This window comes from Streptomyces sp. MCA2 (assembly GCF_023544705.1).
GTDB classification, from domain to species: domain Bacteria; phylum Actinomycetota; class Actinomycetes; order Streptomycetales; family Streptomycetaceae; genus Streptomyces; species Streptomyces decoyicus.
On record NZ_JAMJFM010000074.1, the window covers coordinates 14147 to 40092 of the forward strand.

General features: G+C 69.2%; 23 protein-coding genes and 1 pseudogene. 12 read left to right on the forward strand and 12 right to left on the reverse strand.

Features of this window, described 5'->3' with window-relative positions:
• Nucleotide 1: 1 nt before the first annotated feature.
• Nucleotides 2-1459: a SulP family inorganic anion transporter gene (locus M8I34_RS37670; RefSeq protein WP_250057463.1), complete on the forward strand. Its 1458-nt coding sequence runs from the start codon at nucleotides 2-4 to the stop codon at nucleotides 1457-1459.
• Nucleotides 1460-1721: 262 nt separating this feature from the next.
• On the forward strand, nucleotides 1722-2699 hold the full coding sequence (locus M8I34_RS37675) for a cyclopropane-fatty-acyl-phospholipid synthase family protein (RefSeq protein WP_250057464.1): 978 nt from the start codon (nucleotides 1722-1724) through the stop codon (nucleotides 2697-2699).
• A gap of 136 nt (nucleotides 2700-2835) precedes the next feature.
• Here M8I34_RS37675 and M8I34_RS37680 read toward each other — a convergent pair whose 3' ends face one another.
• Genes M8I34_RS37680 through M8I34_RS37690 form a run of 3 tightly spaced genes read right to left on the reverse strand, consistent with a single transcriptional unit; the run spans nucleotide 2836 to nucleotide 5295 of the window.
• Nucleotides 2836-4086: an erythromycin esterase family protein gene (locus tag M8I34_RS37680; RefSeq protein WP_250057466.1), complete on the reverse strand. Its 1251-nt coding sequence runs from the start codon at nucleotides 4084-4086 to the stop codon at nucleotides 2836-2838.
• Nucleotides 3989-4681 (reverse strand): tyrosine protein phosphatase, encoded by a 693-nt coding sequence (locus M8I34_RS37685; protein WP_250057469.1) that lies wholly within the window; start codon nucleotides 4679-4681, stop codon nucleotides 3989-3991. The genes M8I34_RS37680 and M8I34_RS37685 overlap by 98 nt, the downstream gene beginning before the upstream one ends.
• Nucleotides 4678-5295 carry an MBL fold metallo-hydrolase gene (locus M8I34_RS37690; protein WP_250057471.1) on the reverse strand — a complete coding sequence of 206 codons (618 nt, stop codon included), beginning with the start codon at nucleotides 5293-5295 and terminating at the stop codon, nucleotides 4678-4680. The genes M8I34_RS37685 and M8I34_RS37690 overlap by 4 nt, the downstream gene beginning before the upstream one ends.
• Nucleotides 5296-5488: 193 nt before the next feature.
• Between M8I34_RS37690 and M8I34_RS37695 the strand changes: the two genes are divergently transcribed.
• From M8I34_RS37695 to M8I34_RS42065, 8 genes are all read left to right on the forward strand, one after another.
• Nucleotides 5489-5629: a hypothetical protein gene (locus tag M8I34_RS37695; protein WP_158713074.1), complete on the forward strand. Its 141-nt coding sequence runs from the start codon at nucleotides 5489-5491 to the stop codon at nucleotides 5627-5629.
• A 297-nt stretch (nucleotides 5630-5926) separates the two neighbouring features.
• Nucleotides 5927-8056, forward strand: coding sequence for a putative PEP-binding protein (locus tag M8I34_RS37700; protein ID WP_250057473.1), 2130 nt, complete (start codon nucleotides 5927-5929; stop codon nucleotides 8054-8056).
• Nucleotides 8053-9033 carry an ABC transporter ATP-binding protein gene (locus tag M8I34_RS37705; protein ID WP_244417365.1) on the forward strand — a complete coding sequence of 327 codons (981 nt, stop codon included), beginning with the start codon at nucleotides 8053-8055 and terminating at the stop codon, nucleotides 9031-9033. The genes M8I34_RS37700 and M8I34_RS37705 overlap by 4 nt, the downstream gene beginning before the upstream one ends.
• Nucleotides 9034-9083: 50 nt before the next feature.
• Nucleotides 9084-9797 carry an ABC transporter permease gene (locus tag M8I34_RS37710; protein ID WP_250057475.1) on the forward strand — a complete coding sequence of 238 codons (714 nt, stop codon included), beginning with the start codon at nucleotides 9084-9086 and terminating at the stop codon, nucleotides 9795-9797.
• A complete protein-coding gene (locus M8I34_RS37715; protein ID WP_250057476.1) occupies nucleotides 9784-10611 on the forward strand; it encodes an ABC transporter permease in 828 nt (275 codons plus the stop codon). Before M8I34_RS37710 ends, M8I34_RS37715 begins: the two co-directional genes overlap by 14 nt.
• 29 nt (nucleotides 10612-10640) lie before the next feature.
• Nucleotides 10641-12566, forward strand: coding sequence for a RiPP maturation radical SAM C-methyltransferase (locus M8I34_RS37720; RefSeq protein ID WP_250057477.1), 1926 nt, complete (start codon nucleotides 10641-10643; stop codon nucleotides 12564-12566).
• A 38-nt stretch (nucleotides 12567-12604) separates the two neighbouring features.
• Nucleotides 12605-13696, forward strand: a complete 1092-nt coding sequence (locus M8I34_RS37725; RefSeq protein WP_250057478.1) for a hypothetical protein — start codon at nucleotides 12605-12607, stop codon at nucleotides 13694-13696.
• Entirely contained in the window at nucleotides 13693-15978 is a 2286-nt protein-coding gene (locus M8I34_RS42065; protein ID WP_250057479.1) for a peptidylprolyl isomerase, read from the forward strand. The genes M8I34_RS37725 and M8I34_RS42065 overlap by 4 nt, the downstream gene beginning before the upstream one ends.
• Before the next feature lie 181 nt (nucleotides 15979-16159).
• Here M8I34_RS42065 and M8I34_RS37735 read toward each other — a convergent pair whose 3' ends face one another.
• From M8I34_RS37735 to M8I34_RS37760, 6 genes are all read right to left on the reverse strand, one after another.
• Nucleotides 16160-17026, reverse strand: coding sequence for an XRE family transcriptional regulator (locus M8I34_RS37735; protein WP_250057480.1), 867 nt, complete (start codon nucleotides 17024-17026; stop codon nucleotides 16160-16162).
• 147 nt (nucleotides 17027-17173) lie between these two features.
• Nucleotides 17174-18187 carry a teichoic acid biosynthesis protein C gene (locus tag M8I34_RS37740; protein WP_250057481.1) on the reverse strand — a complete coding sequence of 338 codons (1014 nt, stop codon included), beginning with the start codon at nucleotides 18185-18187 and terminating at the stop codon, nucleotides 17174-17176.
• 96 nt (nucleotides 18188-18283) lie between these two features.
• The gene (locus tag M8I34_RS37745; protein ID WP_250057482.1) at nucleotides 18284-18679 is read right to left on the reverse strand and encodes an SH3 domain-containing protein; all 396 of its coding nucleotides are present in this window, start codon (nucleotides 18677-18679) and stop codon (nucleotides 18284-18286) included.
• 313 nt (nucleotides 18680-18992) lie between these two features.
• Nucleotides 18993-20063: a hypothetical protein gene (locus tag M8I34_RS37750; protein ID WP_250057484.1), complete on the reverse strand. Its 1071-nt coding sequence runs from the start codon at nucleotides 20061-20063 to the stop codon at nucleotides 18993-18995.
• Nucleotides 20064-20197: 134 nt separating this feature from the next.
• Nucleotides 20198-21385, reverse strand: coding sequence for a JmjC domain-containing protein (locus M8I34_RS37755; protein WP_250057486.1), 1188 nt, complete (start codon nucleotides 21383-21385; stop codon nucleotides 20198-20200).
• Between the two features lie 84 nt (nucleotides 21386-21469).
• On the reverse strand, nucleotides 21470-21610 hold the full coding sequence (locus tag M8I34_RS37760) for a hypothetical protein (RefSeq protein WP_244417355.1): 141 nt from the start codon (nucleotides 21608-21610) through the stop codon (nucleotides 21470-21472).
• A 730-nt stretch (nucleotides 21611-22340) separates the two neighbouring features.
• On the opposite strand from M8I34_RS37760, the gene M8I34_RS37765 reads away from it, so the two are divergent.
• Nucleotides 22341-22694, forward strand: coding sequence for a beta/gamma crystallin domain-containing protein (locus tag M8I34_RS37765; protein ID WP_250057488.1), 354 nt, complete (start codon nucleotides 22341-22343; stop codon nucleotides 22692-22694).
• A 241-nt stretch (nucleotides 22695-22935) separates the two neighbouring features.
• Here the strand turns inward: M8I34_RS37765 and M8I34_RS37770 are convergent, their stop codons facing one another.
• The 3 genes from M8I34_RS37770 to M8I34_RS37780 form a co-directional block, all read right to left on the reverse strand.
• Complete coding sequence (locus M8I34_RS37770) at nucleotides 22936-23742, reverse strand: inositol monophosphatase family protein (RefSeq protein WP_250057490.1); 807 nt, start codon at nucleotides 23740-23742, stop codon at nucleotides 22936-22938.
• Nucleotides 23743-23899: 157 nt separating this feature from the next.
• Nucleotides 23900-24298 carry a DUF4440 domain-containing protein gene (locus tag M8I34_RS37775; protein WP_250057493.1) on the reverse strand — a complete coding sequence of 133 codons (399 nt, stop codon included), beginning with the start codon at nucleotides 24296-24298 and terminating at the stop codon, nucleotides 23900-23902.
• A gap of 751 nt (nucleotides 24299-25049) precedes the next feature.
• On the reverse strand, nucleotides 25050-25550 hold the full coding sequence (locus M8I34_RS37780) for a MarR family transcriptional regulator (protein ID WP_250057495.1): 501 nt from the start codon (nucleotides 25548-25550) through the stop codon (nucleotides 25050-25052).
• A gap of 249 nt (nucleotides 25551-25799) precedes the next feature.
• On the opposite strand from M8I34_RS37780, the pseudogene M8I34_RS37785 reads away from it, so the two are divergent.
• Nucleotides 25800-25946, forward strand: a pseudogene (locus M8I34_RS37785) (alkene reductase); the annotation flags it as partial.

The window sequence follows — 25946 nt, forward strand, 5'->3', positions numbered from 1 at the left end:
GATGCTCTCCCCCCTCAAAAAGTCCGCAGATCTGCGGCGTGATGTCCTGGCCTCCCTCGTCGTCTTCCTGGTCGCCCTGCCCCTGTGCGTGGGAGTGGCCGTAGCCTCCGGAGTCCCCGCCGAACTCGGCCTGATCACCGGCATCGTCGGCGGCCTGATCGTCGGCTTCCTGCCCGGCAGCAGCCTCCAGGTCAGCGGTCCTGCCGCCGGCCTGACCGTGCTGGTCTTCGAGGCGGTTCAAGAATTCGGCCTCGGCGTTCTCGGGGCCATCGTCCTGATCGCCGGCCTTGTCCAACTCACCCTGGGCGCCCTGCGGTTCGGCCGGTTCTTCCGCGCGATCACGGTAGCCGTCGTCCAGGGCATGCTGGCCGGTATCGGACTCGTTCTGATCTTCGGTCAGCTCTACACCATGGCCGACGTCAAGCAGCCCCGCTCCGGGATCGACAAGATCCTGGGAGTGCCACACCTGGTCACCGAGATCGCCACCTCCAGCGATGCGCTGACCGCGTTCGCCATCGGGGCGGCCACCATCGCGGTGCTCGTGCTGTGGAAGAAACTCCCGTCCCAGGCCCAGCTGGTTCCCGCACCGCTGGTCGCGGTCGCCCTGGCCACGGCCGCTACCGCGGTTGCCGGCTGGTCCGTCCCCCGCGTCGAAGTACAAGGGCTCCTCTCCGCCATCCAGCCGCCCGGCCTGGCCGACTTCACCTCGCTGGCCAGCCTCGCCGGTCTCGGTACGGTGCTCGCCTTCGCTCTCATCGCCTCCGCCGAAAGCCTCTTCAGCGCCGCCGCCGTCGACCGCATGCACGACGGCCCACGCACCGACTACGACAAGGAGCTGATGGCCCAGGGCCTGGGCAACACCGTCTGCGGCATCCTCGGTGCCCTGCCCCTGACCGCCGTCATCGTGCGCAGCGCGGCCAATGTGCAGGCCGGGGCCAGGACGAAGCTCTCCCGCATCCTGCACGGACTGTGGCTCGTGCTGTTCGCCGCCCTCCTGCCGGCCGCGATCGGCGTCATCCCGCTGGCCGCGCTCGCCGGGGTCCTGGTCCATGCCGGCTGCAAGCTCGTCCCCGTCAAGGAGCTGCTGCCCCTGTGGCGCGCGCACCGCGGCGAGGCCGTGGTCCTGGCCATCACCGCGATCGCCATCATCACCACCAACATGTTCGAAGGCGTTCTCCTCGGCCTCGCGCTCGCCGTGATCAAGTGCGCCTGGGAGACCTCCCACCTCCACCTCGACGTTCACGAGGCGACCGGTGGCCGACTCATCGTCACCATCACCGGTTCGGCCACCTTCCTCCGTCTGCCCCGCATGCTGGAGACCCTCGAAGCGTTGCCCAAGGACCGCCCGGTCGAGCTGGACCTCTCCGAGCTGCGCCACCTCGACCACGCCTGCCGCATGACGTTGGAGAACTGGGCGGAGCAGCGGGGGACCACGATCGGGTCGCTCGCGAAGGTCTGACCCCGGCCCCGCATGCCGAACGCGCGGCACGCGGGCAGCCGGCCCGCACAGCAGACGCGTATGACGCATGCACGGTGCTGCCCCTCGCCCGACGCCGGGCGAGGGGCAGCGCGGTGAGCCCTCGCCGAGGGGCCGGGCCCGCCGCTGATCGAGCGGGCCGCGGGCCCCGGCCCGGTGTGTAGCCGGAGGTTCCGCCCCTGAACCAGTTATCTGGAGCGATGGTCTGCGCCGGCCGACGGACCTTCGTTGCAGAAATGGACTGGTGGGCACTGTGGGACACGAAGCGAAGAAGAAGACCCCCTACAAGGGCACCTCGTCGAAGGCGATCCTTCATCAATACGACTTCCTGGGTGACTTCTACCGGCTGACCCTGGGGCCCGAGCTCGTCTTCTCCTACGGCATGTGGGAGGAGGGCGACACACTCGACTCGGCTCAGGTCCGAAAGCTCGACCACCACGCCGAGGCGGCGCACGCCGTGGGCGCGGATCGTGTGCTCGACATCGGCTGCGGGTACGGCAGCCTCCTGCGCCGGCTGGTGGAAACCCATCACGTCGAGCACGCGGTAGGGATCACCATGAGTCCCGCCCAGGCCGCGTGGGCCCGTGACCAGCACTGGCCGGGCTGCGAGGTCCGGGTCGAGAACTGGTTCGATCACGAACCGGGCGGGCTCTATGACGCCATCATCGCGATCGAGGTGATCGAGCACTGCGCCGGGAACACCATGTGGCGCACTCAGCGCGTCGCCCGGTACCGGGAATTCTTCCGGCGCTGCCATTCCTGGCTGCGGCCGGCCGGCCGTTTGTCCGTACAGGCCAACGCCTGGAACGAGCGCGGGTGGCTCGCCTCCCTGGTACTGCCTCCCCAGCAATTGGCCCCTGGCAGGAGTGGCGGCACCCGCGAAGGCCTCGGCCTCAAGGACATCCTCGGCGGCGTCAAGAACGTACGCGAGGGCCTTCACGCGTCGCGCAAGGTGTACCCCGAGTGCTTTCTTCCGACCCGGGACGAATTGACCGAAGCCAGCCGCGGCTTGTTCGGCATGGTGGAGGAGCGGAGCGATCCTGACGACGGCGTGGCCACGGTGCGCAGCTGGCTGGAGACGGCAGAGGCCAACCGGGTACGCGGAGCGGAACTCATCGGCGAGAGCGCGGTGTCCGACATCATCAGGGAGCAGAAAACCGCCCTCAGATTCCTGCGCGAGGGCCGCTTCACCGTCGTCCGCATGGTCTTCGAGAAGCTGTGAGGCACTGCCCCGCAAACCTGGACTCACGAGAGCTGAGCACCATCGGCACCGTACAGCGCCCGCGGGCCCGCGGCCGAGGCGCTGCGGAAGCTGGCCTCGGACGCGGCGCTCGCCATACGGCCCCGAGTGGCGGTGCTCAGGTCTCGACGGGCGGCAGGAGGCGGGAGCAGGTCGAGCGGGCGACGAACGCGATGCCGTCGTAGTCCTCGGCCGGCACGATCGGCGCCACATGGAAGCGATAGACGAACCGCGGCACGTGGGCACCGAAGGTGCGCTGCATCAGCGGAGCGCGCAGCCACCGTGCGGCTTCGGATGACGGGCCGGCGGCGCGCAGGTCGGCGTAGTAGTCGCCGGGTACGGCGCCCGCAAGCCGCGCCTCGACGGGCCGGGTTCCCGTGCCGATCCGGTGCCGGCGCGGCGGGCCCTGAAGGTCGTGGCCGCGGCGGGCGAGGAAGGCGCCCTTGCCGAAGAGCAGGGCCAGTGCGTAGTAACCGTCGCCGTAGCGCTCCCGGAGTCGGCTGCCGAGTGCGGGCACCCCGTCGCCGTACGTACCCTTCGCGAGGTGTCCGTTGTGCGCCCAGACGATGACGCGCGCCTCGGGGCTGTCGTCGACGAGCCGTGCCACGGCGTCGGCCATATAGCGGTCGCGGACGGCGAACACGCTGTCCTCCCCGGAGCACGGGCCGGGCGAGCGGGTCACCAGATCGGTGGCGCGCAGGAGGATCCGCGCGTGTTCCAGGGCTTCGTCCGCGGCCTCCACCGTGGTGTGCCGGGCGAACTTCTCCCGGTGCTCCTCCAGGAAGCCGGCGAGTGCCTCGGCGCGACGCAGGAGGGCCTGCTCCGGATCGGGCTGTGAAGCGGGGTGGGCCTGCGCCGGCACCGCCAGCTCGCGCACGTCCTCCGCCCGCTCGGGTGCCACCCGGCGCAGGAAGGCGGCGACGGCGTCGACCGAGTCGGCGCAGCGCTGCGGATCCACGCCGACGAAGCGCACCCGCCGGCCCTCCGGAAGCGCGCGGTTGTGGGCGCGCAGCCACTCGACGAGGCTGAGTATCTCCTCCGTGCGCCAGGTCCAGAAACCCAGGCGGGTGATGAGGCGCGCGGGGTCGCCGGTGCCGTGCCGGACATACGCGTCCAGGGCGCGGGCGGCCGACTCGCTGGCCTCCATGGCGAGGGTGGTGAAGCCCGCCTCGCGCACCAGGAACTCGATGATCCGGTGCTTCAGCAGAAAGAACTCGCGGGTTCCGTGGGTGGATTCGCCCAGACCGACGATCCGTGCGTCCCGCAGAGACTCACCCAGCGGTGCGAGGTCCTCGTGCGGACCGCCCGGGGTCAGCGTGCGGAGCGGCCTGGCGTGCTCGGTCAGCCAGCGAGTGATGTCGTCGGGCACCGTGGTCCGTTTCCTCCGTGCGTGCGGCCGGGTCGGCCAGGGGTCTTGTCGCGCGGTACTGGTCGGGGGCGGGGGCCTGCCCGCCGGGAGAGACGAGGCGGAAGAGCTCCAGGGACCATGCGCGTTGTTCCTCGGTGTCCGGCACCTTCGTCCCCCGGGACCGTTCCATGGACGCCCAGGCCGCCTCCGGCGCGATGCCGTTCAGGATCAGCACGGAGACCGCGATCAAGGAGGACCGTCCGATGGCGCAGCGGCAGTGCGCGACGATATGGGCTCCGGCCCGCAGCTCTTCGGCGAGCTCCGCCAGAACCGGCAGCACGGCGGGGACCGGCGGGACGGTCAGGTCGGGGATGGGCAGCGGGACGAACCGCAGTCCGGCCGCCCGGGCGAGGCGAGGCTCGTCGGCGAGACCGAGTGCGGCGCGCTCGGCGTCCGGAAGGGCGCACACGAGGATGTCGGTGCCCACTCCGCGGAGGGCCGCCATATCGGCTGCCAGGTGCCCATGGCTGCGGGGGCGGGCCATCGTGCTCAGGCGTCCTGGTTGCTGCGGACCGGTGACGGTGAAGAGGGCGGGGGCGGTGGCCGGCTCCGTCATCGGGCGGTCGCGCCCGGCAGGAGCCGGCGGTAACGGCCGCCGCACTCGTGGGTGAGCCAGCCGTTGAGACTTCCCAGCCCCCGGTCGTTGACCTGCCCGTCGTGGATGCCGTACGCCCGTTCCGGCTCGACGGCGCGCACGAAGTCGATGGCCTCCTCCGTCTTCATCCATGAGCCCTGGAGGGGGACCAGCAAGGTCTCCACCGGCCGGTCGGGGACGTGCAGCGAGTCCCCGGGGTGGTAGAGGCGGTCCCCGACGAGATAGCCCAGGTTGGCGCAGTCCGGGAGGCCGCCGTAGACGCGCGCGTGCTGCCCGCCGTGGGCGGTCACGCGGAAGCCCGCCGCGGTGAATTCCTCGTCGGCCACGACGCCGACGAAGTCCAGGCCCGGGATCCGTGCCGCCTTGGGCGCGTAGACGGGGACGTTCAGCCCCTTCAGCCGCAACACATCGACGTGATCGCCGTGTTCGTGGGTCACCAGAACCGCATCCGCGCCGGCGAGAGCCTCGGGCTCGCTCCAGATGCCGGGGTCGATGACCAGCGTGCCGCCACCGCCGTCGTGTTCCAACCGGACGCAGGAATGGGTGTACTTGGTAATCCGCACCCGCCTGAGCATAGCCGGAAGGCCCCGCGAATTCCCTCGGGAGATGGCGCGAAAATGTCGCCCGTTGCTCGGGTGTGTTTCCGGCGTGAGCAGCCATAAGACAGCGCCGGCAGCTGCCCTCGCCGAGGGCGATATCTAGTCAACTTGGCATGAGCCATGGGCAGTTGACCTTGCGATAAAGAGGCATCCTGCTAGCGTGCGGGCCATGGATATATCAAACTCGAATGTCGAGGAGCTGGCCGACCTGGCCGAGCTGGAGTTCTCTCCGATCTCCCCGGAGGATGCCGATGATCTGGACGACCGCGTGTACCTGCTCGGCGTCCGTTCCGAGTTCGTGAAGCGCTAGAGGTCACTCGCCAAACCGCCCCTGATCCTGCCGGGGCATGTCGTCAGAGGTTCGCCACCGGCATCAGTACCGGACCTGCCTTGGGAGATGGGGATTCAGAGCGTGGTCATTGATCATCTGCCGGTCGGCCTTCCTGCTGATTCAGCATTGCGGCTGCCGGTCGATGCCGCTGACGACGCCATCCATGAGGCGATCGCCGCCCTCGATCCCGGTCATCGCATCGGGAGCGCGGATGACCCGGTCTTCCTCACGGCATGGCTTCCCTGCCTGAAGGGAAGTTGCTTGTCCTTTCTCGGAATGAGCCCTGTCAGTCAACAGTGGCTGGCAGGGTTCGCCGGTGCCGACTTCGCCGCGGCACGCCGGGCCGAGCTCTCCGCCGCACTGGCCGTGGTGGATCCCGGTGCCGCACTGCCGAACGACCCGGTCGAGCAAGTGACCACCCTGGTCCGGGCGCTGACCAGGGACGAGGCGAGTCCGGCGCGGTTCACGCTCGGGCGACAGCTGCTGTGGTGCGGGCCCGACGGAGGAAGCGGACTCGCCTGGTCCTGTGATCCGTCGACCGGCCGGCCCGGTGTGACCGGTTCCTATCTCGCGGGGGCATCCGGAGCCCAGCTGCTGACGGCGGGCGGCGCGGATCTCGCCGGGCTGATCGACACGCAGCCCTGGGGCCCTCAGCTGGACGAGGCGATCCGCACCGCCGAGGCGGCACTGGACTGGCCGGTGAGGGCGGAATTCGTCGTCGAACACGGCCGGGCGCACCTCATCAGGAGCACCCGCGCCGCCCTGCACGGCGCCGCTCTCCTGCACACCGTGGCCACGCGGTACGAGGACGGCCGGCTGACCCCCGCACAGGCGGTTTCGCTGGTGGAGCCCCTGGACGTGGAGAAGACGCGTACGGCATCGGTGCAGACCCCCGGTCTGCCCGTGGCGGCGCGCGGCCTGGGCGTGTCCCCCGGCATCGCCACCGGCACCGTCGTCTTCAGCGCGGCCGCGGCCGTCGCCTCGAAGGCCAACGGCGAGCAGCCGGTGCTCGTCCTGACCGAGTCGAGGCCGGAGGATCTGCCGGGTCTGCTGGCCGCGACGGCCGTCGTGACCGAGCGGGGCGGACAGACGTCGCACGCGGCGGTGGTGGCGCGGGGACTCGGGCTGCCGGCCGTCGCCGCGCTCGTCGACAGCGTGCTGGACGGTGAAGGGAAGGGCCTGCGCACTACGCGTGGTGACACCCTCCAGGCCGGTGACCGGGTGACGGTGGACGGCTACGCCGGGCTGATCTTTCTCGGCGGCGACATGCGGCGGCCCGCCGGGCGGCAGACCGCCGCGGAGCTGCCCGGCTGGCTGGACGAGGCACTGTCCGCGCTGCCCGCGCAGACCGGCATCGCGGTGCGGGTGAACGCCGACACGGGCGCGGACGCCGCTGCCGGGCGGGCGTTCGGCGCGACCGGAGTGGGATTGTGCCGGCTTGAGCACATGTTCCTCGGCGAGCGCCATCAGGTGCTCCAGCGGCTCCTGATGGCGCGGCCCGGCCCCGATATGACGGAGGACCTCGCCACGGTGCACGCCCTTCTGCGGGCGGAGATCACGGACGTGCTCAGCGCGATGGACGGGTTTCCCGTCACGATCCGCCTGCTCGACCCCCCGCGCCACGAGTTCCTCCCCGACGTGACCGAACTCGCCCTGAACGCGGCGACGACGGGCGCGCAGGGCGACAGGGACCGACTCGACGTCACGCGTCGCCTGCACGAGCACAACCCCATGCTGGGGGTGCGCGGTGTGCGGATGGGCGTCCTGCTGCCCACGCTGACGGCCGTACAGATCCAGGCGCTGGTGGAAGCCACCCTCGCGCTGCGCCGCGCCGGCCGTGACCCCCGGCCCGAGCTGCTGGTTCCCATGGTGAGCACGCCGACGGAACTGGACTTCGTGCGGGGCCTGCTCGACGACGTCTGCGTCCGGCTGGGCACCACACGGGCCGAGGCGGGCCTGTCGCTGGGCGCCATGATCGAGACTCCGCGGGCCGCGCTGCTGGCCGGGCCGATCGCCCGCCGTGCGGACTCCCTGTCCCTGGGCACCAACGACCTGACCGCACTGGTCTGGGGGCTGTCCCGCGATGACGCGGAACAGCATGTGCTGCCCGCCTATCAGGACCTCGGGCTCCTCACCGCATCCCCCTTCGCCCAGCTGGACACCGAGGTCGTCGGGGCCTTGGCGCGCCAGGTCGCGGACCAGGCACGAGCGGTACGCCCCGGCATCACCCTCGGAGTCTGCGGTGAGCAGGCGGCCGACGCGGCGGCCGTACGGTTCTTCGCCGAGGCGGGCTTCGACCATGTCTCGTGCGCGGCGCCCCGGGTCCCGCCGGCCCGGCTCGCCGCCGCGCGGGCCGCTTTGTCCGAGAGTGCGGCGGACATGCACGCGAGGGGAGAGGGACGTTGAGCGAGCCGGCGATCGCCGTGGAACAGCTCGGCCGCACCTTCACCGACCGTCGTCACGAGATCGTGGCGCTGCGGGACGTCAGCTTCCAGGTCGGGGCCGGTGAGATCGTGGGCCTGCTGGGCAGCAACGGCGCGGGCAAGACCACCCTCACCAAGATCCTTGCCACCCTGCTGCTGCCCACGACCGGCACCGCCCGGATCTTCGGCCACGATGTCACCAGCGATCTGCGCGAGGTACGCCGGATGACCGGTGTGGTGCTGGGCGGCGACCGGGGCCTGTACGCCAAGCTGGGCGGCCGCGACAACCTGCGGTTCTTCGCCATGCTCGCCGGAGTGGGCCGGCGCGGCCTGGGCGCGAAGCTGGACGCCGCGCTGGAGCAGGTCGGCCTGGTCGGCGCGGCCGACCGCGCCGTGGAGACCTACTCCAAGGGAATGCGCCAGCGGCTCCACATCGCCATCGGCATGATCGCCGAACCGCGCGTGCTGCTGCTCGACGAACCGACCGTGGGCCTCGACCCGGTGGAGGCCGAACGGTTGCGCGGCACCGTCGCCGCGTTGCGCGACACCGGGGTGTCCGTCCTGCTCACGAGCCACTATCTGCTCGACATCGAGCGCCTCGCCAGCCGAGTGATCATCCTCGCGGACGGAACGCTCGCGGCGGACCTGCCCGTCGAGGAGTTCGCCCGGCAGGCGGGCTACACCGCCACGGTGACCGTGCGGGGCACCGGCAGCCCGCCCGACGGCGGCGCCGTGTCGTCACCCGACATCGCCGTCGGCAGCGTCGACGTGACCGAGGGGGCATGGACCCTCCAACTGCACGTCCGTGACTGGAGTGTCGGCTCGTTCGGCCTGCTGGAGCAGGCGCTGGCCCATGTCAGCGTCCTGGACGTCAGTATCGAACCGGTGCGGCTCGAAGACGTCTACTCGCATGTCGCCGCGCGTCTGGCGAACGGCAGCCAGGTCGGTGGGCCGCGGTGAGGGGCGCTCTGTGGATGTTCCTGACCGCGGCGCGCATGGAGCAGCGGGCCATGCAGCGCAATCCCCTGCTGCTGGTCAACTCCGGCATGCTGCCCGCCGCGTTCCTGGTCACCGCGGTGGAGACCGGCCGCCCGGATCCGGACGACGCGGCAGCGCTCGTCGTGGCCGTGGCGCTGACCGCGCTGTGGGGCTCCACGGTGTGGATGAGCGGAGGCGTGCTGCGCCGTGAGCGCACCTACGGCACGCTCGCCCGCTGTGTCTCCGGAGTGTGGTCGCCGTACCTGGTGCTGCTGGGCAAGAGCCTGGGTGCCACGGTCACCAGCGTCGGGGCGATCCTCGTCAGCACCGGCGTCACCGCGGCGGCGCTGGGGCTGCCGCTGAGTGTGTCGCACCCGGGGTGGATCGTCGTGTCGCTCGTGGTGCTGGTGTGCTCCGGCACCGCCCTGGGGGCGCTGGTGTCGTGCCTGTTCCTGGTGACCCGCAACGGGCTGATCTGGTCGCACGCGTTGATGTATCCGGTCTTCGCGCTCGGCGGGCTGCTCATCCCCGTGGACGCGCTGCCCGGGTCGCTGCGCTGGGTGCCCGATCTGATCAGCCTGCACTGGATCAAGGACTGCATGGTCGGGGCGGTCACCGGCGACGTCACGATCGCCCCGCTGGGCATCGCGACCCTGCTCACACTCGTCTACCTGTCCGTTGCGGGGCTCGCCTACCGCCGGTCCGTCGAGTGGTCCCGGAAGGAGGGGACACTTGACCTCGCATGACACCGCCCCGGCGGGCCGCGCTGCCGCTCCGGCGCGCGCCTCCCTGGCCTGGCGGGCGGCCGAGGCGGCCCGTATGGGCTGGCTGGAGTACCGCGTGGTGGAGACGCCCGCAGGTCTGCTCGGCGCGACCCTGCCGCGCGGGGTGCTCCAGATCCTCTTCTTCACGACGCTCGCGGGTGTCCTCGCCGGTCCCGGGCACCGGGAGTACGCCTTCGCCGGATCGCTGGTGCTGGTGTTGAGCGGCACGAACGTGAACGGTGTCGTTGCCGTGCCCGTCCTGGACAAGCAGTACGCCACCTTCGCGCGGGTCCGGACCGGCGTGCTGTCCCCGACGGTCACCCAGCTCGCCCGTGCGCTTCCCTACCCCGTCATGGGCTGGGTCCTGCTCGTCGTCCAGGCGGCCGTCGCGGCGCCCCTCCTCGGCATGACGGACTTCGCGCTCCAACTGCTGCCCTGGGCATGGGTGTACGCGCTCATCGCGTTCACGCTCAGTGTGCTGGGGCTCGCCGGAGCCACGATGTCCGTCGGCAAACGGGCCGACGTGGTGGCGCCGAACGTGCTGTCCTATCTGGTCATGCTGTGCAGCGGCGCGATCGTCCCGCCGGGCCGCGTGGCGTGGGTGGACGCGATCGGCCAGGTGCTGCCGGGCCGTCACGGCCTGGACGCCCTCCGCGCGGGGATGGCCGGACGGCCCTGGCTCGGCGACCTCGGGCTGGAGGCCGCCGCAGGCCTCGGGTTCACCGTCCTCGCCGCGCTGTCGATCCTCGTACAGGCCCGGCGCGCGAGCCGACTCGGCCACGACGACTTCGAGTGACCGATGTGCCCACACCCGAGGGGGATCCGATGAGCCTCATCCGCCTGCCCCTGGCCGTGCGTACGGAGCAGGACGACGCGGCGTCCGGTTCACCGCCGGCGCCCAGCAGGTGTCTGCGCATCGCGCTGGTGAACATGCCCTGGGCGCGCATTCACGCGCCGTCCATCCAGTGCGGACTGCTTCAGTCCCTCGCCAGGAGGGCCGGGCACGAGTGCGAAAGCCACTACCTCAACCTCGAGTTCGCCGCCTTCTTCGGCAGCAAGGCCTACGACGCGATTGCCAACATGGCGTCGGAGCGGATGCACTTGATGGGGGAGTGGCTCTTCTCCTACGCCGCGTTCGGCGAAGTGACCACTGACGACCAGTACTTCGGAGAGTATCCGGAGGTGAAGTCCATCTGGGACGAGCTGACCGGAAAGGGGCTCGACGACCTCTCCGAGATGCGCCGCCGGACGCTGCCGGACTGGATCGCCGCATGCGCGGCCAAGCCGGTGTGGGGGGAGTACGACGTCATCGGCTTCACCTCCACCTTCATGCAGAACACGGCGTCCCTGGCACTAGGCAAGATGATCAAGAAATTCCACCCCGGCGTGACGCTGGTCTACGGGGGTGCGAACTTCGACGGGGACATGGGAGCCGAGTACGCCAAGAAGCTGCCATGGCTCGACTACGTCGTGGCGGGGGAGGGCGACATCGTGTTCCCCGCGTTGCTGAACAACATCGCCGACGGCACGGACACCCCGCTGCCCGGCGTTCTGCGGTATGCCGCCACGAACCTGCCGCCGGCCACCGACGCCGAGCGCCCGCAGGCCCTCGACCAGCTGCCCACGCCGGACTACCGGGACTATTTCACCTGGCTGGAACGCTTTGACCGTAAGCGACTCCTGGGCCGGGCCCCCGTACAGCTGCCGGTCGAATTCTCCCGGGGCTGCTGGTGGGGCCAGAAACACCACTGCACCTTCTGCGGCCTCAACGCGCTCGGCATGGCGTACCGGTCCAAGTCCGGCTCCCGCGCGTTCACCGAGCTCACCGCGCTGCTGCGCGACTACCCGGTGGTGCACGTCGACACCGTGGACAACATCCTCGACATGGGGTACTTCTCGACGCTCTGCGCCCAACTGGCCGAAGCGCACTGGGACGTGAACCTCTTCTTCGAGTCAAAGGCGAACCTCACCCGGGAGCAGCTCGCGACCCTGAGCCGGGCCGGCATCCTCCGTATCCAGCCCGGCATCGAGAGCCTCAGCACCCATGTGCTGAAGCTGATGCGCAAGGGCGCGAGCAAGCTGATCAATATCCGGTTCCTGAAATGGGCCGCCTACTACAAGATCGACGTCTCCTGGAACATCCTGGCGGGATTTCCCGGGGAAACCGAGGAGGACTACGCGGAGCAACTGCGCCTCCTCCCGCTGCTGCACCATCTCCAGCCACCCGGAGGCTGCGGGCGGATCTGGCTGGAACGCTTCAGCCCCTATTTCACGGACCCGACCTTCCCGATCAGCGACGTCCGGCCCCGGGCCAGCTACAGCCACGTCTACCCGGCCTCTCTCGACCACGAGAAGATCGCGTACTTCTTCGACTACGAGGCGTCCGGCACCTGTTCCCACGAGACGGTGGCGACGCTGAACGCCGCCGTCTCGCAGTGGCAGAAGCGGTTCTCCGAGGCGAGGCCCAGCCTCGTCTACCAGCGGCTGCCCGGGAAGCTGACGCTGATCGACCGCAGGACCGACCAGCCCAAGCGGGCCGTCCTCGCGGGCTGGAAGGCAGAAGCCTACGAATCCTGCGGAGACGCGCCCCGCGGCGCGGCGGCGGTCAGCAGGCAGCTGGCGGCGAGGGACCTGTCCGTCTCCGAGGACGAGGTGGCGGCGTTCCTCGCACAGTGCTGCCGAGCCGGCGTGATGGTGTCGGACGACGGCAAGTACCTGGGGCTCGCGCTGCCGGAGAACCCCGGCTGGTAGGCGTCGTGGCCAAGCGTCAAGGAGGGGTGAGTGAGCGCATGACAGTGGTCGCATCGGCCGAGGACCGGGTGCGCCTGGGCAGGAGCATCGCGGCACGCCTGGCCGCGTCGAGGAACGCGGACGCGGCCTTCCTCGCCGGCAGTTCGGTGGTCGGCCTGGGCAGCGCCACCAGCGATATCGACATCTACCTGGTCGGCTCCTCCGCGGAAGAGGAACGGCAGCAGCTGTTCGCCGACACCATCCGGGTCGACGTCCAGCATCTCTCCCTGGACACCCTGGAGTCGCTCGTCGACCGGGTCCTCGGCGCGGGTCTGCGCTCGGATCACCCGGGAGGGGCGCTGTCGGACCGGGAGACCGCGCTGGCCGTACGGCTGCGGACAGGCGACATCGTGACCGACTCGGGCGCGCTGGCCGCGCTGCGGCAACGGCTCGCCGAGCATCCCCTCCGGCTCTCCCGCCGGGTGATGAACAACTGGATCCTCGCCGCGTTCTTCGCGGCCGAGGACTGTCTCGGGCTCCGCCAGTCGGACAGCCCGCTCGAACTGGAACCGGCCGCGTTCGCCGGCCGGCGCGCGCTGGTGTGCGCCGGCAAGGCGCTGGCCGCGGCGTGCGGGGATCTCTACTTCGGCGAGAAATGGGTGTGGCGGCAGCTCTCCCGCAACGGCCCCGACGGGTTTCCCTTCGCGGAGTTCCAGCGGCTGCTGCGGGACGACCCCCTGGCCGTCGATCCGCAAGCCGGGCTGACCGCACTGACATCCTTCGCCCAGACCTGCCTGATCGCCACGGCCACCCTGGGCTGGCAGGGCATCGACGTCTCCCGTTGGCCCGCCTGGCGGGCGGGGAGCGGTCCGCTGCGCCGGTCCCCGGTGTTCTTCCCCCGCGCCTACGACGACATGGTGACGCTGGTCCAGCCCGGCGGCCGGCACTTCCGCCTGCCGCCCGACGCGGCGCTGGTCTGGGGCCTGTGCCATGGACGGTCCGCGCGGGCCGTCACCGAGTACGCACAGCAACTGGCCGAGGAGTCGCCCACGTACGCCGGGCTGACCGAGGAACGGTGCCGGAGCCTCCGCACCGAATTGCGGGAAGCGGGTCTGCTCACAGGACCGGGCGCACAGCAGGGAGCGATGTGAAGTTCCGTCAGAAGCGCAGCACCACCCTCGACCTCGCTCTGGCGCTCCAGCGCGAGTTGATCGGACGCGCAGGTTCCTGGGAGCCCAACTTCCTGCCCCGGCCGTTCACCCCGGAGACGGACCTGTTCCGTGCCGGACTGACGTCGTGGGCACGGACGGTCGGCTCCGGACTGCCCGCGTTCCTGGCCGCCGCACGCCGGCCGGAGGATCTCCTCACGCTGGTCGACGACGACCGCCTGCGTCCCGGAACAGAGCTGGTCACCACCGCACTGACGGCCGCCGCGCCGACGCTCACCGAAGCGCTCCCCCTCTTCGAGGAGGTCCGCAAGCAGGCCGTCGTGGAGGTGAACGACTTCCTCGCTCCCGAGCGCTATCTGGCCCCGCTCTGCACGGCGTTGGGCACGGTCGACACCGGCCGGACGCTGGACCTCCACCTCGTGCCGCTCGCCCCCTATCCGCCCGCCACGGGCTTTCTGACCGCCGCGGGCAAGGCCACCGGGGTCTACGCCGACTGCCGCCGGTTCCGGGGATCGACGCTCGCGGACGCCGTCCTGACCATGCTGGGCTGGGCCCAGCTGAAATCCGGGAACATTCCCGAGAGCCATCTGTCCACCGAGCTCGTCCGGCGCATGCCGGGCGGCGCCCCGTACCAGCGCCGGCTGCGGGTCATCCTCACCAAGATCCTCGTCGAGGTGACGGCCGGCCATCTGGTGCGCGCGGTGGACGCCGCGCATCGTCCCTGCGCCGACGTGCTGGGCACCAAGTGGCGTTATCCGCGGCTCCATGCCGTGGCCGAACGGCATTGGTCCCGGTATCTCGACGGCGACATCGACCGCGACGAAGCCCTCACCGCGATGGTCAGGGACCTCACTGCCCACAGCCCGCGCTGGTTCGTCGACCATGTCGACCCGTCCTCGCTCGCCGCCGACTTCTACCTGCTGGAGTGGCTGGCAGCGGCAGGCGACCGCACGGCCGCAGCACGGCTGTTCCGCTGGCTGCCCCATCTGTGCGCCGAGCTGGCGGGCCATCTGGACAACGTCATCGGCAATGAGCTCGGGCACTACGAACGGGCCAGGACTCAGCACCACCCGCAGGAACTGGCGGACTTCATCACGGAGATCAACCAGGGCGACAGCCGCGTCACCTGGCAACGCCTGCGCCGTGAACTGGGCCACGGACGGGCCCTCCAGCTCGCCACGGAGGCGTTCGCCGGCCCGGGCATCGAGTTCGGCGGCGAGGCCTGGGCTCCGGTCGCCGCCATGGTGCGGCGCTACGTCCTCCACGAGCTGCCCGACAGGGTCTTCGTCGACCAGTGCTTCACCCTTGAACACAACAACGGTTCACTCTTCGACAAGTACCACGACACCTCGACCATGCGCGAGGTACTGGACGCCCAAGCAGCAACCGATCTGGACAAGCTGCTCACCCATGCGTCAGCAGAAGCCCGAGAACTGTGGCACAGACAGCACCGACAGGACCGCATCTCGGCGGAACATCATCCGCTGTGGCTCGGGCCGCCTTCGACCGCGTCCACTGCGCCGACTGGGCCCACCGGATCCGCCGCGTCCACCGCTTCCACTGCGCTCACCGCGCCGTCCGAGGCCGCCATCGCTCCATCAGGATGGGGCGGCGCCGGCCTGCCCGGAAACGCACCCGGCACGGTCGGCTGCGGAGAGCGCAGCGACCCGAGCGCATACGACCCTTCCCGCGACCCGCTGCGCGACTCCCCGGTGCGAGTCCGCCACACGGTCGTCCGCCGCCCCTTCTCCTCCTCCTTGAGGATCTATCGAGCCGTTACCGCTGTCCTGCACACCGAGCACGGCGACATCCACCTCACACTGCGCCCCGACGAAGCTCCTTATACGGTGGACAACTTCGTAGGGCTGGCCACCGGAAGCCGCACCTGGACCGACCCCCTGACCGGAACCACGGGCGAGGGCGGTTTCTACGACGGCACGGACTTCCACCGCCGGGTGCCCGGTTTCGTCGTCCAAGGCGGCGACCGACTGGGCACCGGCCACGGCAGCGCCGGATACCGGATACCCGACGAGATCCATCCAGAGCGGGATTTCGCGCGGCCCTTCCAACTGGCCATGGCAAATCTCGGCCGGGACAGCACTGGCTCCCAGTTCTTCATCACCCTCGCTCCGGCACCACACCTGGACGGGCACTACACCCTCTTCGGGGAGGTGACAGGCACCCCATCGGAGAACGTGGTCAGCGAAATCGCCGACTCGCCAACGGCGGTCCGACTCAACCGGGTAACGGTGGCCACCGCTTGAGACTTCGCGGGCCGGCCGACCGGGCTGGCGGGGCTTGTCGTGCTGACGGAGGGCTGCCCAGCTGACGGGGGCTGACCGCGGCTGACTGGTTCACGGTGCGTGCGCCCGGCCGGGCCCCCGTCAGCCGAACATCACCAACCGCACACCGACCACACCGACCACTCCACCCCCTCCGCCCACCTCAACGCATCACCCGCTCCAGGAACTTGGGGCCCGGGAAATCGTCGCGGCCCTTGGGGTGGGCCGGGCTCGTCAGCTCGACGGCGCCCGTGCATGCCACCCGGTCCGTCACCTTCGCGCACGCCACCGCCTGCCGTAGATCCGACGTGGCCAGCATGGGGCTGACGGCAAGTCCCTGACGGCCGTCGGGGTGGGAGGTGAGCCGCGCGTCACGGCCGACCCAGATCGACACCTTCTCCGCGCCGCCGGAGCGCGGCTGCACCTCGGACCAGACGGAGCCGCACGACGGGCTGAACCGGAGCCGCACGGTGTAGGTGGTGTCCACGATGGTGCTCTCCGCGCGCGCGTCGCGATTGCAGCCGAACCTCCACGGATACCGCCCCTGGCATCTGTGTCCGTGGCACGCATCGGACGCATGCCCGTGCGTATGCGCGGCAGGTGCGGGAACCTTCACGATCGAGGCCGCCGCTCCCATGGTCGCCACCAGTGCCGTCAGCGCCACCAGCGCTCCGGTGGTCCGCAGCACCTCGGCGCTGCGCAGGATCCTGCGGGCACGCCCGCTCGGTTCGGCCGTGGGCGCCTCGGACAGGTCGGCCACCGGCGCGGTCCGGGCGCGGTACGCGGCGTCGTACACCGCGAGCAGCCGTTCCTGATCCGCGCCTGCCACCTGGCCGAGTGCCTCGACCGCAGTGCGCGGCGGCAGCTTCTCACCGTTGAGATAACGGTGCCAGGCGGACTTGCTGTACGGGGTCTTCCTGGCGAGCCCGTCCAGGCTCAGCCCGGTCCGTTCCTTGAGTACGCGCAACTCCTCCGTCAGGCGTTGCGCTTCGGTATCGAGCGTGTCGGGCAGCGGTCGCCAGCGGGACACCTTGTGCGCCTCCCTCACCACCTGCTTCCGACCCGACGGTCGCTTCAGCGGCCGACCGGGGGTCCGGGGTCTGTTTCCTCCCGGATCGCGGAATGTGTACCCACTGGTGACGGACGCTGACACCCGGCACGCGCCGGATCGGAATAGTCAGCTGAGCGCTTTGTCGTACAGACGGAAGCTGCGCCCGCCCGCCGGGCCTTCGACGAACCCCAGGCACAGCCGCGGTGTGCCGCTGCCCCGCAGGACGGCCAGGCCTTCCGGCTCGCGGGGCGAGAGTCCCGGAGCCGTGCGCTCCAGCTGCTGCCACACCACACGTCCGGTCCGCAGGTCGATGCGGTACAAGCGGGTGTTGCCGCCCGAAGACGCCGGATTCCCCGTTCCGTACGCGCTGCCCAGCAGCTGGTAGGCGTAATTGCCGTACAGGGCCATGCCCTGGAAGGGCAGTCCCAGGTCGGCGCCGGGCTGGGCGAAGTCGGCCAGCGGAAGGTGCCAACGGGCCCGGAACCGGTCCAGGTCGTACAGGGCGAACCTCGGTATCCCGTCCCGCTTGTACCGCAGCAGGAGTTGTCGGTGCGTCACATCAAGAGCGGGGAAGTTGCTGGTGGAGCCCATGACGGGGTGGCACGTGTCCAGTTCGCCGCTGCCGCGCTCCAGCACCTGCCCGTCCGTGAAACGGAAGCGGCACACCCCACGCCCGTAGCCGGATGACGGGTTGGCATCCCATTCCGTCCACAGCGTGGCGCCGTTCGCGGATTCCTCCAGCCCGATCGACCCTCCGTGACCGAAGCCCTTCAGATACATGTGTCCGGCCGAGGAGCCGTCAAGGGTGAGCCGGTTCAGACACAGATCACCGTTCCTGACGCGTTCCGTGTGGGGCAGAGCCGTCTCCTCGCCCGTCAGCCGGACCCCGCCCGCCACCACCTGCAATGCGTAGAGATGACCCTGCCGTTCGTCGACGGCGAAGGACTGCAACACCGTGGTGTGCCGCAGCCGCCCGGCGAGGAACGGCCGGCCCGCCGCGGACAGGGCGGGCAGCTTCCGGCTCGCTGCCGGCGCCGCCCGCGCCCACTGCGCCGGCACCACGGCGGCGGCCGCCGCGATCACCCCGAGGCCGCACACGGCCCTGCGTCCCGGTAGCGGCCCCTGCATGTCTCTGACCATCAAGCGCTCCAAGAACTCGTACCGGCCGCCCGTCCGTTCGCCCCCACGAACGGACGGGCAGCCAGAGGTCATTGCGTCGTCACCACGAAGGGGGCATCAGTTGCCGAGGAATCGGCACCACGGGACGGCGCGGTAGGCGTGGACGTAGTGGGCGGAGACATAACCCCGGTGGTGCGAGAGCTTGTACCAGCGCTCGTTGCCCTGCACCGTGCTGCCGTTGGTCTTGCACACGAGGGCCCGCACACTGCCGTCGCGCACGGTGCCGACCGCGCGGTAGGCGGTGCCCGGACCCGAACGGACGTTCAGAACCCTGCCGTTCGGGGTCACCACGCGGCCGTGCGCATGAGGGGCCCTGATCGTCGCCGAGCCCTGGTACACGGAGTGCCAGCCGGCTACGGGCTGCGGACAGGAGTCGGCGAACGCCACCGCGGGAACCATGGCGAGGGCGGCGAACGCGGCGACCACACCGCTGCGCATCATGCGTCGATTCATCGGATTCTCCTCGAGTGCTGTGCAGGCCCACCGGAGCGTGACCCTGCGTCGAGCAGCGTTTCCGACGACTCACGCGATGATGTGTCCCAGCCGTCCCAGGGAGAAAGTGGAACGCCCCGGCCCACGCCCCGGACTCCGGGAAGTCGGCCACGCCGGTGCTCAGGCCGCCGAGACGCCGGTGCTCAGGCCCGAGACGCCGGGTCGTCCGGCGCCTGCCCCGGGGCCGTAAGCGCCTCATCCTGCGCGCTCACGGCAAACGGTGGTGGCGACCCTTGGTTGTGTTGGTTGATACCTCAGCCGACGGGGAGGGCTGCTAATGGCGGGCCAGTTGCTCGCGCAGGGCCGACAGACATTCGCCCCGGTAGGCCTCCAGTCCCGGTGCCGCCGACCTTTTCCTGCGGTTGAACTCGCCGGTGTTCACCCAGGTGACGATCAGGTCCGCCAGGGACGGGACACCGCCGTACCGTGCCGTCATCCCGTCAATATGGCCGCTCAACGGATAGAAGGCCGGCAGGAGGGCGGGAAGGCCGAACCGGACCATGTCATTGATGTTGCCCGTGACGCAGGTCTGGCCGCGCGTCTCGATGATGCCGTTACGCGTGAGGCACTCGGAGACCGGCAGAATGAGGAAGTCCGCCTCCGCGAGAGTCTGGTCGAACTCCTCCTGGGTGACGTAACCGGGGTGATCTCGCAGCTCGACCGAGGGAACGACCGTCTTCCTCGCCGTTTCGACGGCAGCCTTGGTCTCCTCGGCGGCGTGCTCTCCCAGAAAATCGACGCGCAGCCGCCTCGTCAGCCGTGGGGCGGCGACTTCCAGCGCGGCCAGAACGTCGGCGTGGTCCCTCCCGGAATACATCCTCCCCGGGATGCAGCACCGCACCTCGTCCCTCACGAACTCGGTAGGCGGGCGCTGCGGGTAGGCGATGTTGATTGCGCGGTTCCGCAGAGGGTCGCCGGATTTCATGAGCCGGAGATCCGGAAGAAGGACGCCCGCCGCGCCTTCGAGGACGAGCTTCGCGATAGCGGCACTCGGCCGGCTGCCGCCTGACGAAGTGAACGTGTTGAGGTTGTGCACCAGGCAGTGCCAGGTGGCTGACATCGCGCCCGCATCGGAGAGCAGGCCGCACAGGGAATCGACCGGGGTGACAATGAACAGGTGATCCTGTGAGCCAATCGAGGGCTTGCATTGATCCAGGAATTCGCCATACGGCAGACCCTGGGGGCACACGTGCCACTCGACTGCCGAGGATTCGGCGGCCTCCGACGCTTCGGCACAGAACGGGTTCGTGTAGACGGTCGGGCTCGCCCCGACATCGATGGCTTGCCGTATGAGGCTTTCGAGGACCTCGCTGTGTGCACTGAGCTCGATCAGGCCGATCTTCATCGAGTCGTCTCCGTCAGTGGTGAGCGCCGGCGGGGTCAGGACCTTCAAGAGGCACTGGTCCCGTGGCGTAGGCTCCGGGACTTACGGACCGCTTGCCCGTCGTGCCGCGGGCGGGCTGGGATACCTTGCGGCGCTCACCCCGACGGAGGGTGCTCCTCCAGAAGGAATCCTTCCTCGACCAACAGCCGCAGCAGTGGGGCGACGTCTTCGGCCGGGTCGAATGCGGGGGCCCATCCGATGGCTTCCTCAAGGGTGAACGACTCGCGGTGGAAGAGATTGTCGATGAGTTCTACCGGAGCACCGTCGAGCGTGATCTTCCTCGTGCCGAACAGAATGCGGTGCTGTGCGGACTCGGCATCGTACTCAACCTTGACGGGGTTGAAGTGCGCCTGCCGTAAGCGCGTGTAGCTGTTCGTGGAGAGCGGATGGAACCCGGACTGGCTGGGGAGGCTGACCTCCCGGTGACGACTGTCCTGGGTGGTCAGATGGTTGGCGATGTAGGCCCTCACCAACTGCTCGTCGTCGGCCAGCGCCGCGATTCTGCCCATCAGTCCGCGTACGTGGTCAGCGAGTTGGGCTGTGTCACCTGCGACGACGGGCGGGAGGTTACGCCGCCATTCCTCCTCGTCCATCAGCTCGTCCGCCAGCCACTTCAACCAGTAGACGCCGGTGCGGCACGTCACCCCCAGCGTCAGGTGCAAAGAGGGTTCGTCGCCGGCCACCGCGTAGTGCCAGTGACCCCGTGGAATGTAGAGCACATCCCCCGGGCGGAGTTCGGTCTCGATGTAAGGGGGTCCCTTGGGCTCACCTGTGTCGGCGGAGACGTTGTTGTATTTGTCGAGCGGGTATTTGTACGTCTCCTCGGAGACGACCCATCGCTTCGTCCCCTCGATCTGGAGGATGAAGACCTCATGGTCGTCGTGGTGCTGGTCAAACCCCTGCTGCTCAGGCCAGGAGCAGTACATGTTGACCTGGCTCCGATGGCCGATCGCACGCTCGATCGTCGATGCCAGTTCGGCGATCGCGGGAAGCCGCGCCTGCAACTGGTTGATGATGAGGGTGTATCCGTCCTGGCAATGCCTGATCCACTCCTCAGGCGTCTCAGGCTTGTCGAAGATCTTCCTTCCTTTGGCCGCCAGGCGGATTTCTTCCCCGAAACGAAGCCGATGAAAATTGAGAAGGTGGTTGAGCTGATCCCAAGAGAAGAGCGGACGGAAGCGGTCGCGGTCCTGCCCGCGTAAGACGACGCCCCGGGCTGTCCAGTTCTCGCGAAGGAATTGATCAAGAGGCATCGGGTCGAGCAGCGATTCGAGAGCGAACACGCCATTCCTCACGGTGTAAAGGGGAGTGCCCGGTGACTCCAAGGAGCCACCGGGCGGGTCAGGACAGTGACTTGACGCCTGCCCTTACACGTCCTTCTGATCAACTTCGAGGTTCGGCACGCCCTTGACCTGGGATGTCTTCACCGTCTCCACAGAGAAGCCGATCCTTTTCGGCCGGCGGGCCGCGTGCGACTCGCTCTTGGGGGCAGCGGGAACCTTGGCCATCGATGACTCCTCGACTAGGGGACTTGCCCTTTCACTCCTACTACTTGCTGTCAAAGGCCGTCGGAAAACATTCGAAAGATCACGGCCAACGTATTGAGCCATAATCGCCAAAGCGCTTGCAAAACCTGGCGATCGTGCGGACCGAGGGGCAGGTAAGCCCAACGAGCGGGCGTCGGGCGGTTTACGGCGGGACACCGAAGAGGAAGAGGGCGCCCGGCCGCGAGCAGTCGGACCGCGAGCCGGTCGGCTCCGGCCCGCAGGCCGGCCGTGGCGACGGGCAGGAGGTTGCCTATCCCAGGGAACGGCCGTGGCCCCGGGGGACGCTGCGAGGCGCTGGTGATCCACTCGTGTGACAGCCGCCCGGTGCACGCCGGTTCACCGAGCTCGTCACCCGCAGTAAAGTGATCAGCAGCGGTACACGAACTCGACCGAATTCGACGCACGCAACATCCGGAACAGTTCTTCTCCCGGAACACGGGCCGTACTGGTGGTGAGATACCCGCCGGCCCCAAAAGTCGGATCCTGGTGCGTCCCGTTCCCGTGTTCCAGGTGGCTTACGTATCCCCTGTTCAACGCCCATTTCTGCGTTCCGGTGTCCCGCACTGATGGGATTTCGTTGTGGCTGGGACGGCTTACCCCACACGCTCGGGTCATTCGAGCACCACATCGATGCCACCCACGGTGGTTGCGAAGTGAGTGTTCGGTTCGCCATTCGAAGTAAGGAGCACTTGTGGTCTCAAAAACGAAGAAGGCCGCGCGTTCCGTGGCCGTGGCGTTCGCCGCGGCCGCCGCGTTCACCATGACCGTGCCGACCGGCAACGCTTTCGCCATCGACCATGTCGCTTGTCGCGGTGGGGAAAACTTCCTGAAGATCTGGTCCCACAGCGGCGGGCAGCAGAGCGTCGACTGCTACGCGAACCGTGGGAGAATCTCCTTCGGCGGGTGGTGGGTCGACAAGATCTCCACGGGGAACAACGACTTGATCTACTACGACGCCAATGGCGATTCGGTGAAAATCGACCGGTGGCACGAGATCACCTTCCCGAACCATCCGCCGAAGGTCAACGCGATCGAAATCCTGTGAGGATTTAACGGACTGGTTGCCCGGGGTGGCTGTCCTCGCCGATTGCCCATTCCTGGACACCGACGCTTCCCGGACGAGCATCGCATTTCCGTAGCGTCAGCCTGCTCGCACTCAACGATGCCGGTCACGCCTTCCAGGCGTGGCCGGCATCGTGTGGGGGTACCACCAGCTGAAGCCGCTGGCCTGGGCGACCGTCGTCGTGGTGCTTGCGCCGCCGTGGCGCCCGCCGAAGTTTCCGACCTCACAACCCTTGGCCTCGACCGCGGATCATCGACAACAACAGACCGTGAGTCTCTGCGTCCGAGGCCACTAGGAGCCCACGGCCTGCCTGCCCGAGGGGAGCGCCGTCGACTCCGGTGACGACACAGCCGGCGGCCTGGCACAAAGCGATGCCGGCGGCGAAGTGCACGCTCTCGGTCAGATCACCGCCATCGGTGACGTATGCGGCACGCTTACCGGCCGCGACCCAGGCCAGCGCCAGCGTCGTGGAGACGACCCGCGGCCGGAACCGCTCGACGAAGCCAGGATGAGCGAGCAAATCCACAGCCCGGAACCCTGGCGCGCTCGGAAAGGGCGGATCCAGGTTCACGTCCACCAGCTGGGTGGCCGCCGTCGGCACCAGCTGAGTGTCGCCCCCGTCGCGCCGAACCCAAGCCGTCTCACCGTCGGTGAAGAACACCTCGCCGCTGAACGGATCGGCCACTGCGGCCGGGCCATTGCGCAGTGCCACGTTGACGGCCACCAGCATGTTGCCGACGGCGTAGTTGAGGGTGCCGCACAAGGGGTCCACCCACCACTGGCGCACCGCGTCAGCCGCACCCTGTTGCCCGCCCTCCTCGCCGTGCACCGCATCCTCAGGCCGCGCAGCACGGATGACGCCGAGGATCGCTCCCTCAGCCGCCACATCGGCATCAGTGGCGAAGTCCCCGAGGCCTTTGTCGATGCGGGTGAGCCGCCGTCCATACCTGGCGCGTACGAGCTCCGCCCCGGCACGTACCGCAGCGACCGCAACCTCGGCATCATCAAGGCTCGCAAGTGAGTTGGTCACGGCGTGCAGAGTATCGGGGGTGCATCCCCCGCCGTACGCGGAGCCCGACCGACCGCCGCCACGCCTCCGCGCTCGCCAACCAGGCGAACCTCTGTGGTCACGGCCCGCAACGGTGTTGACTTCCAAGCTGATGAGCCGCGGCCGACCGCCCCTGTGGTCAGGGCTGGTCGTACCAGGCCAACGCTGAGATCCGCCAGCCCTGTGAGGTGCGGACGAACTGGATGGTCTTGGTCCCGCCTCCGTCGAACGGCTCACCGTCCAAGGTGCCGGACTTGCGGTACTCGCTGAACCGCGACGCGATATCGCCCGCGATCTCCGTCCGTTCGGAGGTCTCCCACTCGGAGAAGTCGACGAGCCGACCGTCGGTCAGCAGCCGCAGGCGAGGCTCGATGAACTCGTCCACGGTGTAGACCGTGAACTCCGGGCCGGCCTTGACGATCACACCGCCCGGAAGAACCAGTCGGCGGATCCGGGCCACGTCGGCAGCCTTGCCGCCCCGGTTGTCAAAGGCCTCGAAGAACTCGGCGGTCACCACGTTTATCTCGATCTTGGACATGGCGCGACCGTAACAGCGAAGGGCCCGGGCATCGTCGGTTTTGACAAGGCTCACCACGCCGGGACGGCTCACCACGCCGGGACGGGCCCGCCCCGGCCGACGGCTGCGCGGCGGTCGTCGTAGGCCACGAGTACGGGCGTCCCGCTGACGCGGCAGCCGGCCCCATGCGCCGGGCGGGACCACTCGGTGCCGTCCCGCTCGGCTGGGGAGAGCCGGTCTTCCGTGTCACCGCGGCTTCCGAGCAGCCAGTGGCTCGTGCCCGGTGCTCATGAACTGTCCCGGGAGCCGTGCCCCGGTGTCGACGTCTCGCCTCCCGTTCGCGCGGCTGTACGTACGGGGCGTGCGGGGCGTGCGGCCATGACTGCCGGGTGGTCTGCGGCTCGGGTGTGCGCGGAACAGGTAGTGATACGCGTATTTCTCCCCTGCCCAGGATTGCGGGGTGCCGAGAGAGTGAGGGGAACTGCTGCTTCCGGTCCCTGAGTGCGCGACTGCCGGTAGTGGGACAGAGGGGCCGTCGCATGGACGGCTCAGGTGAGGTGGCAGACCACGTAAGTGCCTATCGATGTGCGGGGAATTGGTTTTGTCATGCTGGAGCGGTGTAAGCGTCCGTATCCCGCACTGCCGGGCCGCGCGTTGAGCGTCACATCAGGTCCGTCCATCGGTTGGCCCCTTGTCGCCGTCGAGGCGCTCACGCCCCTTGTTCGTGCAGGTGGGATCAGCGGCGGCCTGTACGAGGTTGCGTTCCAGGCGCTCAGGCGCTCAGGCGCTCAGGCGCTCCAGGCGTTCCAGGGTGCCGGGCCGCGGTGCGCTCGTCGACGGAGAGGTCCGCGGCCACCAGATCCTCGGGCCCACTCCAGCTCTGCTCGACCTCAGGGCGCAGGGCGTGGCTGGCTGCCGTGGGTTCGATGAGTGAGGCGCGCTTGTCGGTGGGTGAGGGACGGCGGCGGACGAAGCCGGCCTGCTCCGGGCGGCGGACGGTGCGGGTCATGGTGGCGGCATCGGAGTCCATCAGTCGCACCAGGTCGGCCTGCCGCTGTGCGCCGCGTTCCCACAGGTGCATCATCACCAGCTCCTGGCCCGGATGCAGGCCGATCCGGCGCAGTAGTTGTCCGGCGAACATGCGGTGCAGGCGGGCCAGGCGGAAGATCGCGTGGCTGACCGGCCCGCCGCCGACCGCGGCCGGTTCCTGGACCGTGGCCTCCTGTCCCGCTCCGGTGGAACCCCGTCCGGCCTCCGGCGCGGACCGCGTCACCTTTTCCTCACTTTCCTGTCTGAACAACCTAAGTCCACTTCTTGGTAATGCTTCCTCGTGGAGTCCGTCTGGCTTGCGCTGGAACAGGGTGGAATGGCCGATGTGGCGTGCTTCACGGTGGCCCTCGGGAATGACGGCGGAGGGTTTGCCTGTTCGGGCAGGTGATTTACTTGTTCGGGCAGGCATCTGCCGCTGAGGGCGGCGGAGCACCTGAGCCACAGAGCGTCACTTATCTGGAGGAAGAGACTGATGACCACTGCTTTCGACCCGATCGTCCTGGGCGGCAAGCGCCTGGCGAACCGTCTTGTGATGGCGCCGATGACCCGTAGCCGTGCCTATGGTCCCGGCGCCGAGCCGACCGCGCTGATGGCGGCGTACTACGCGCAGCGGGCGGCC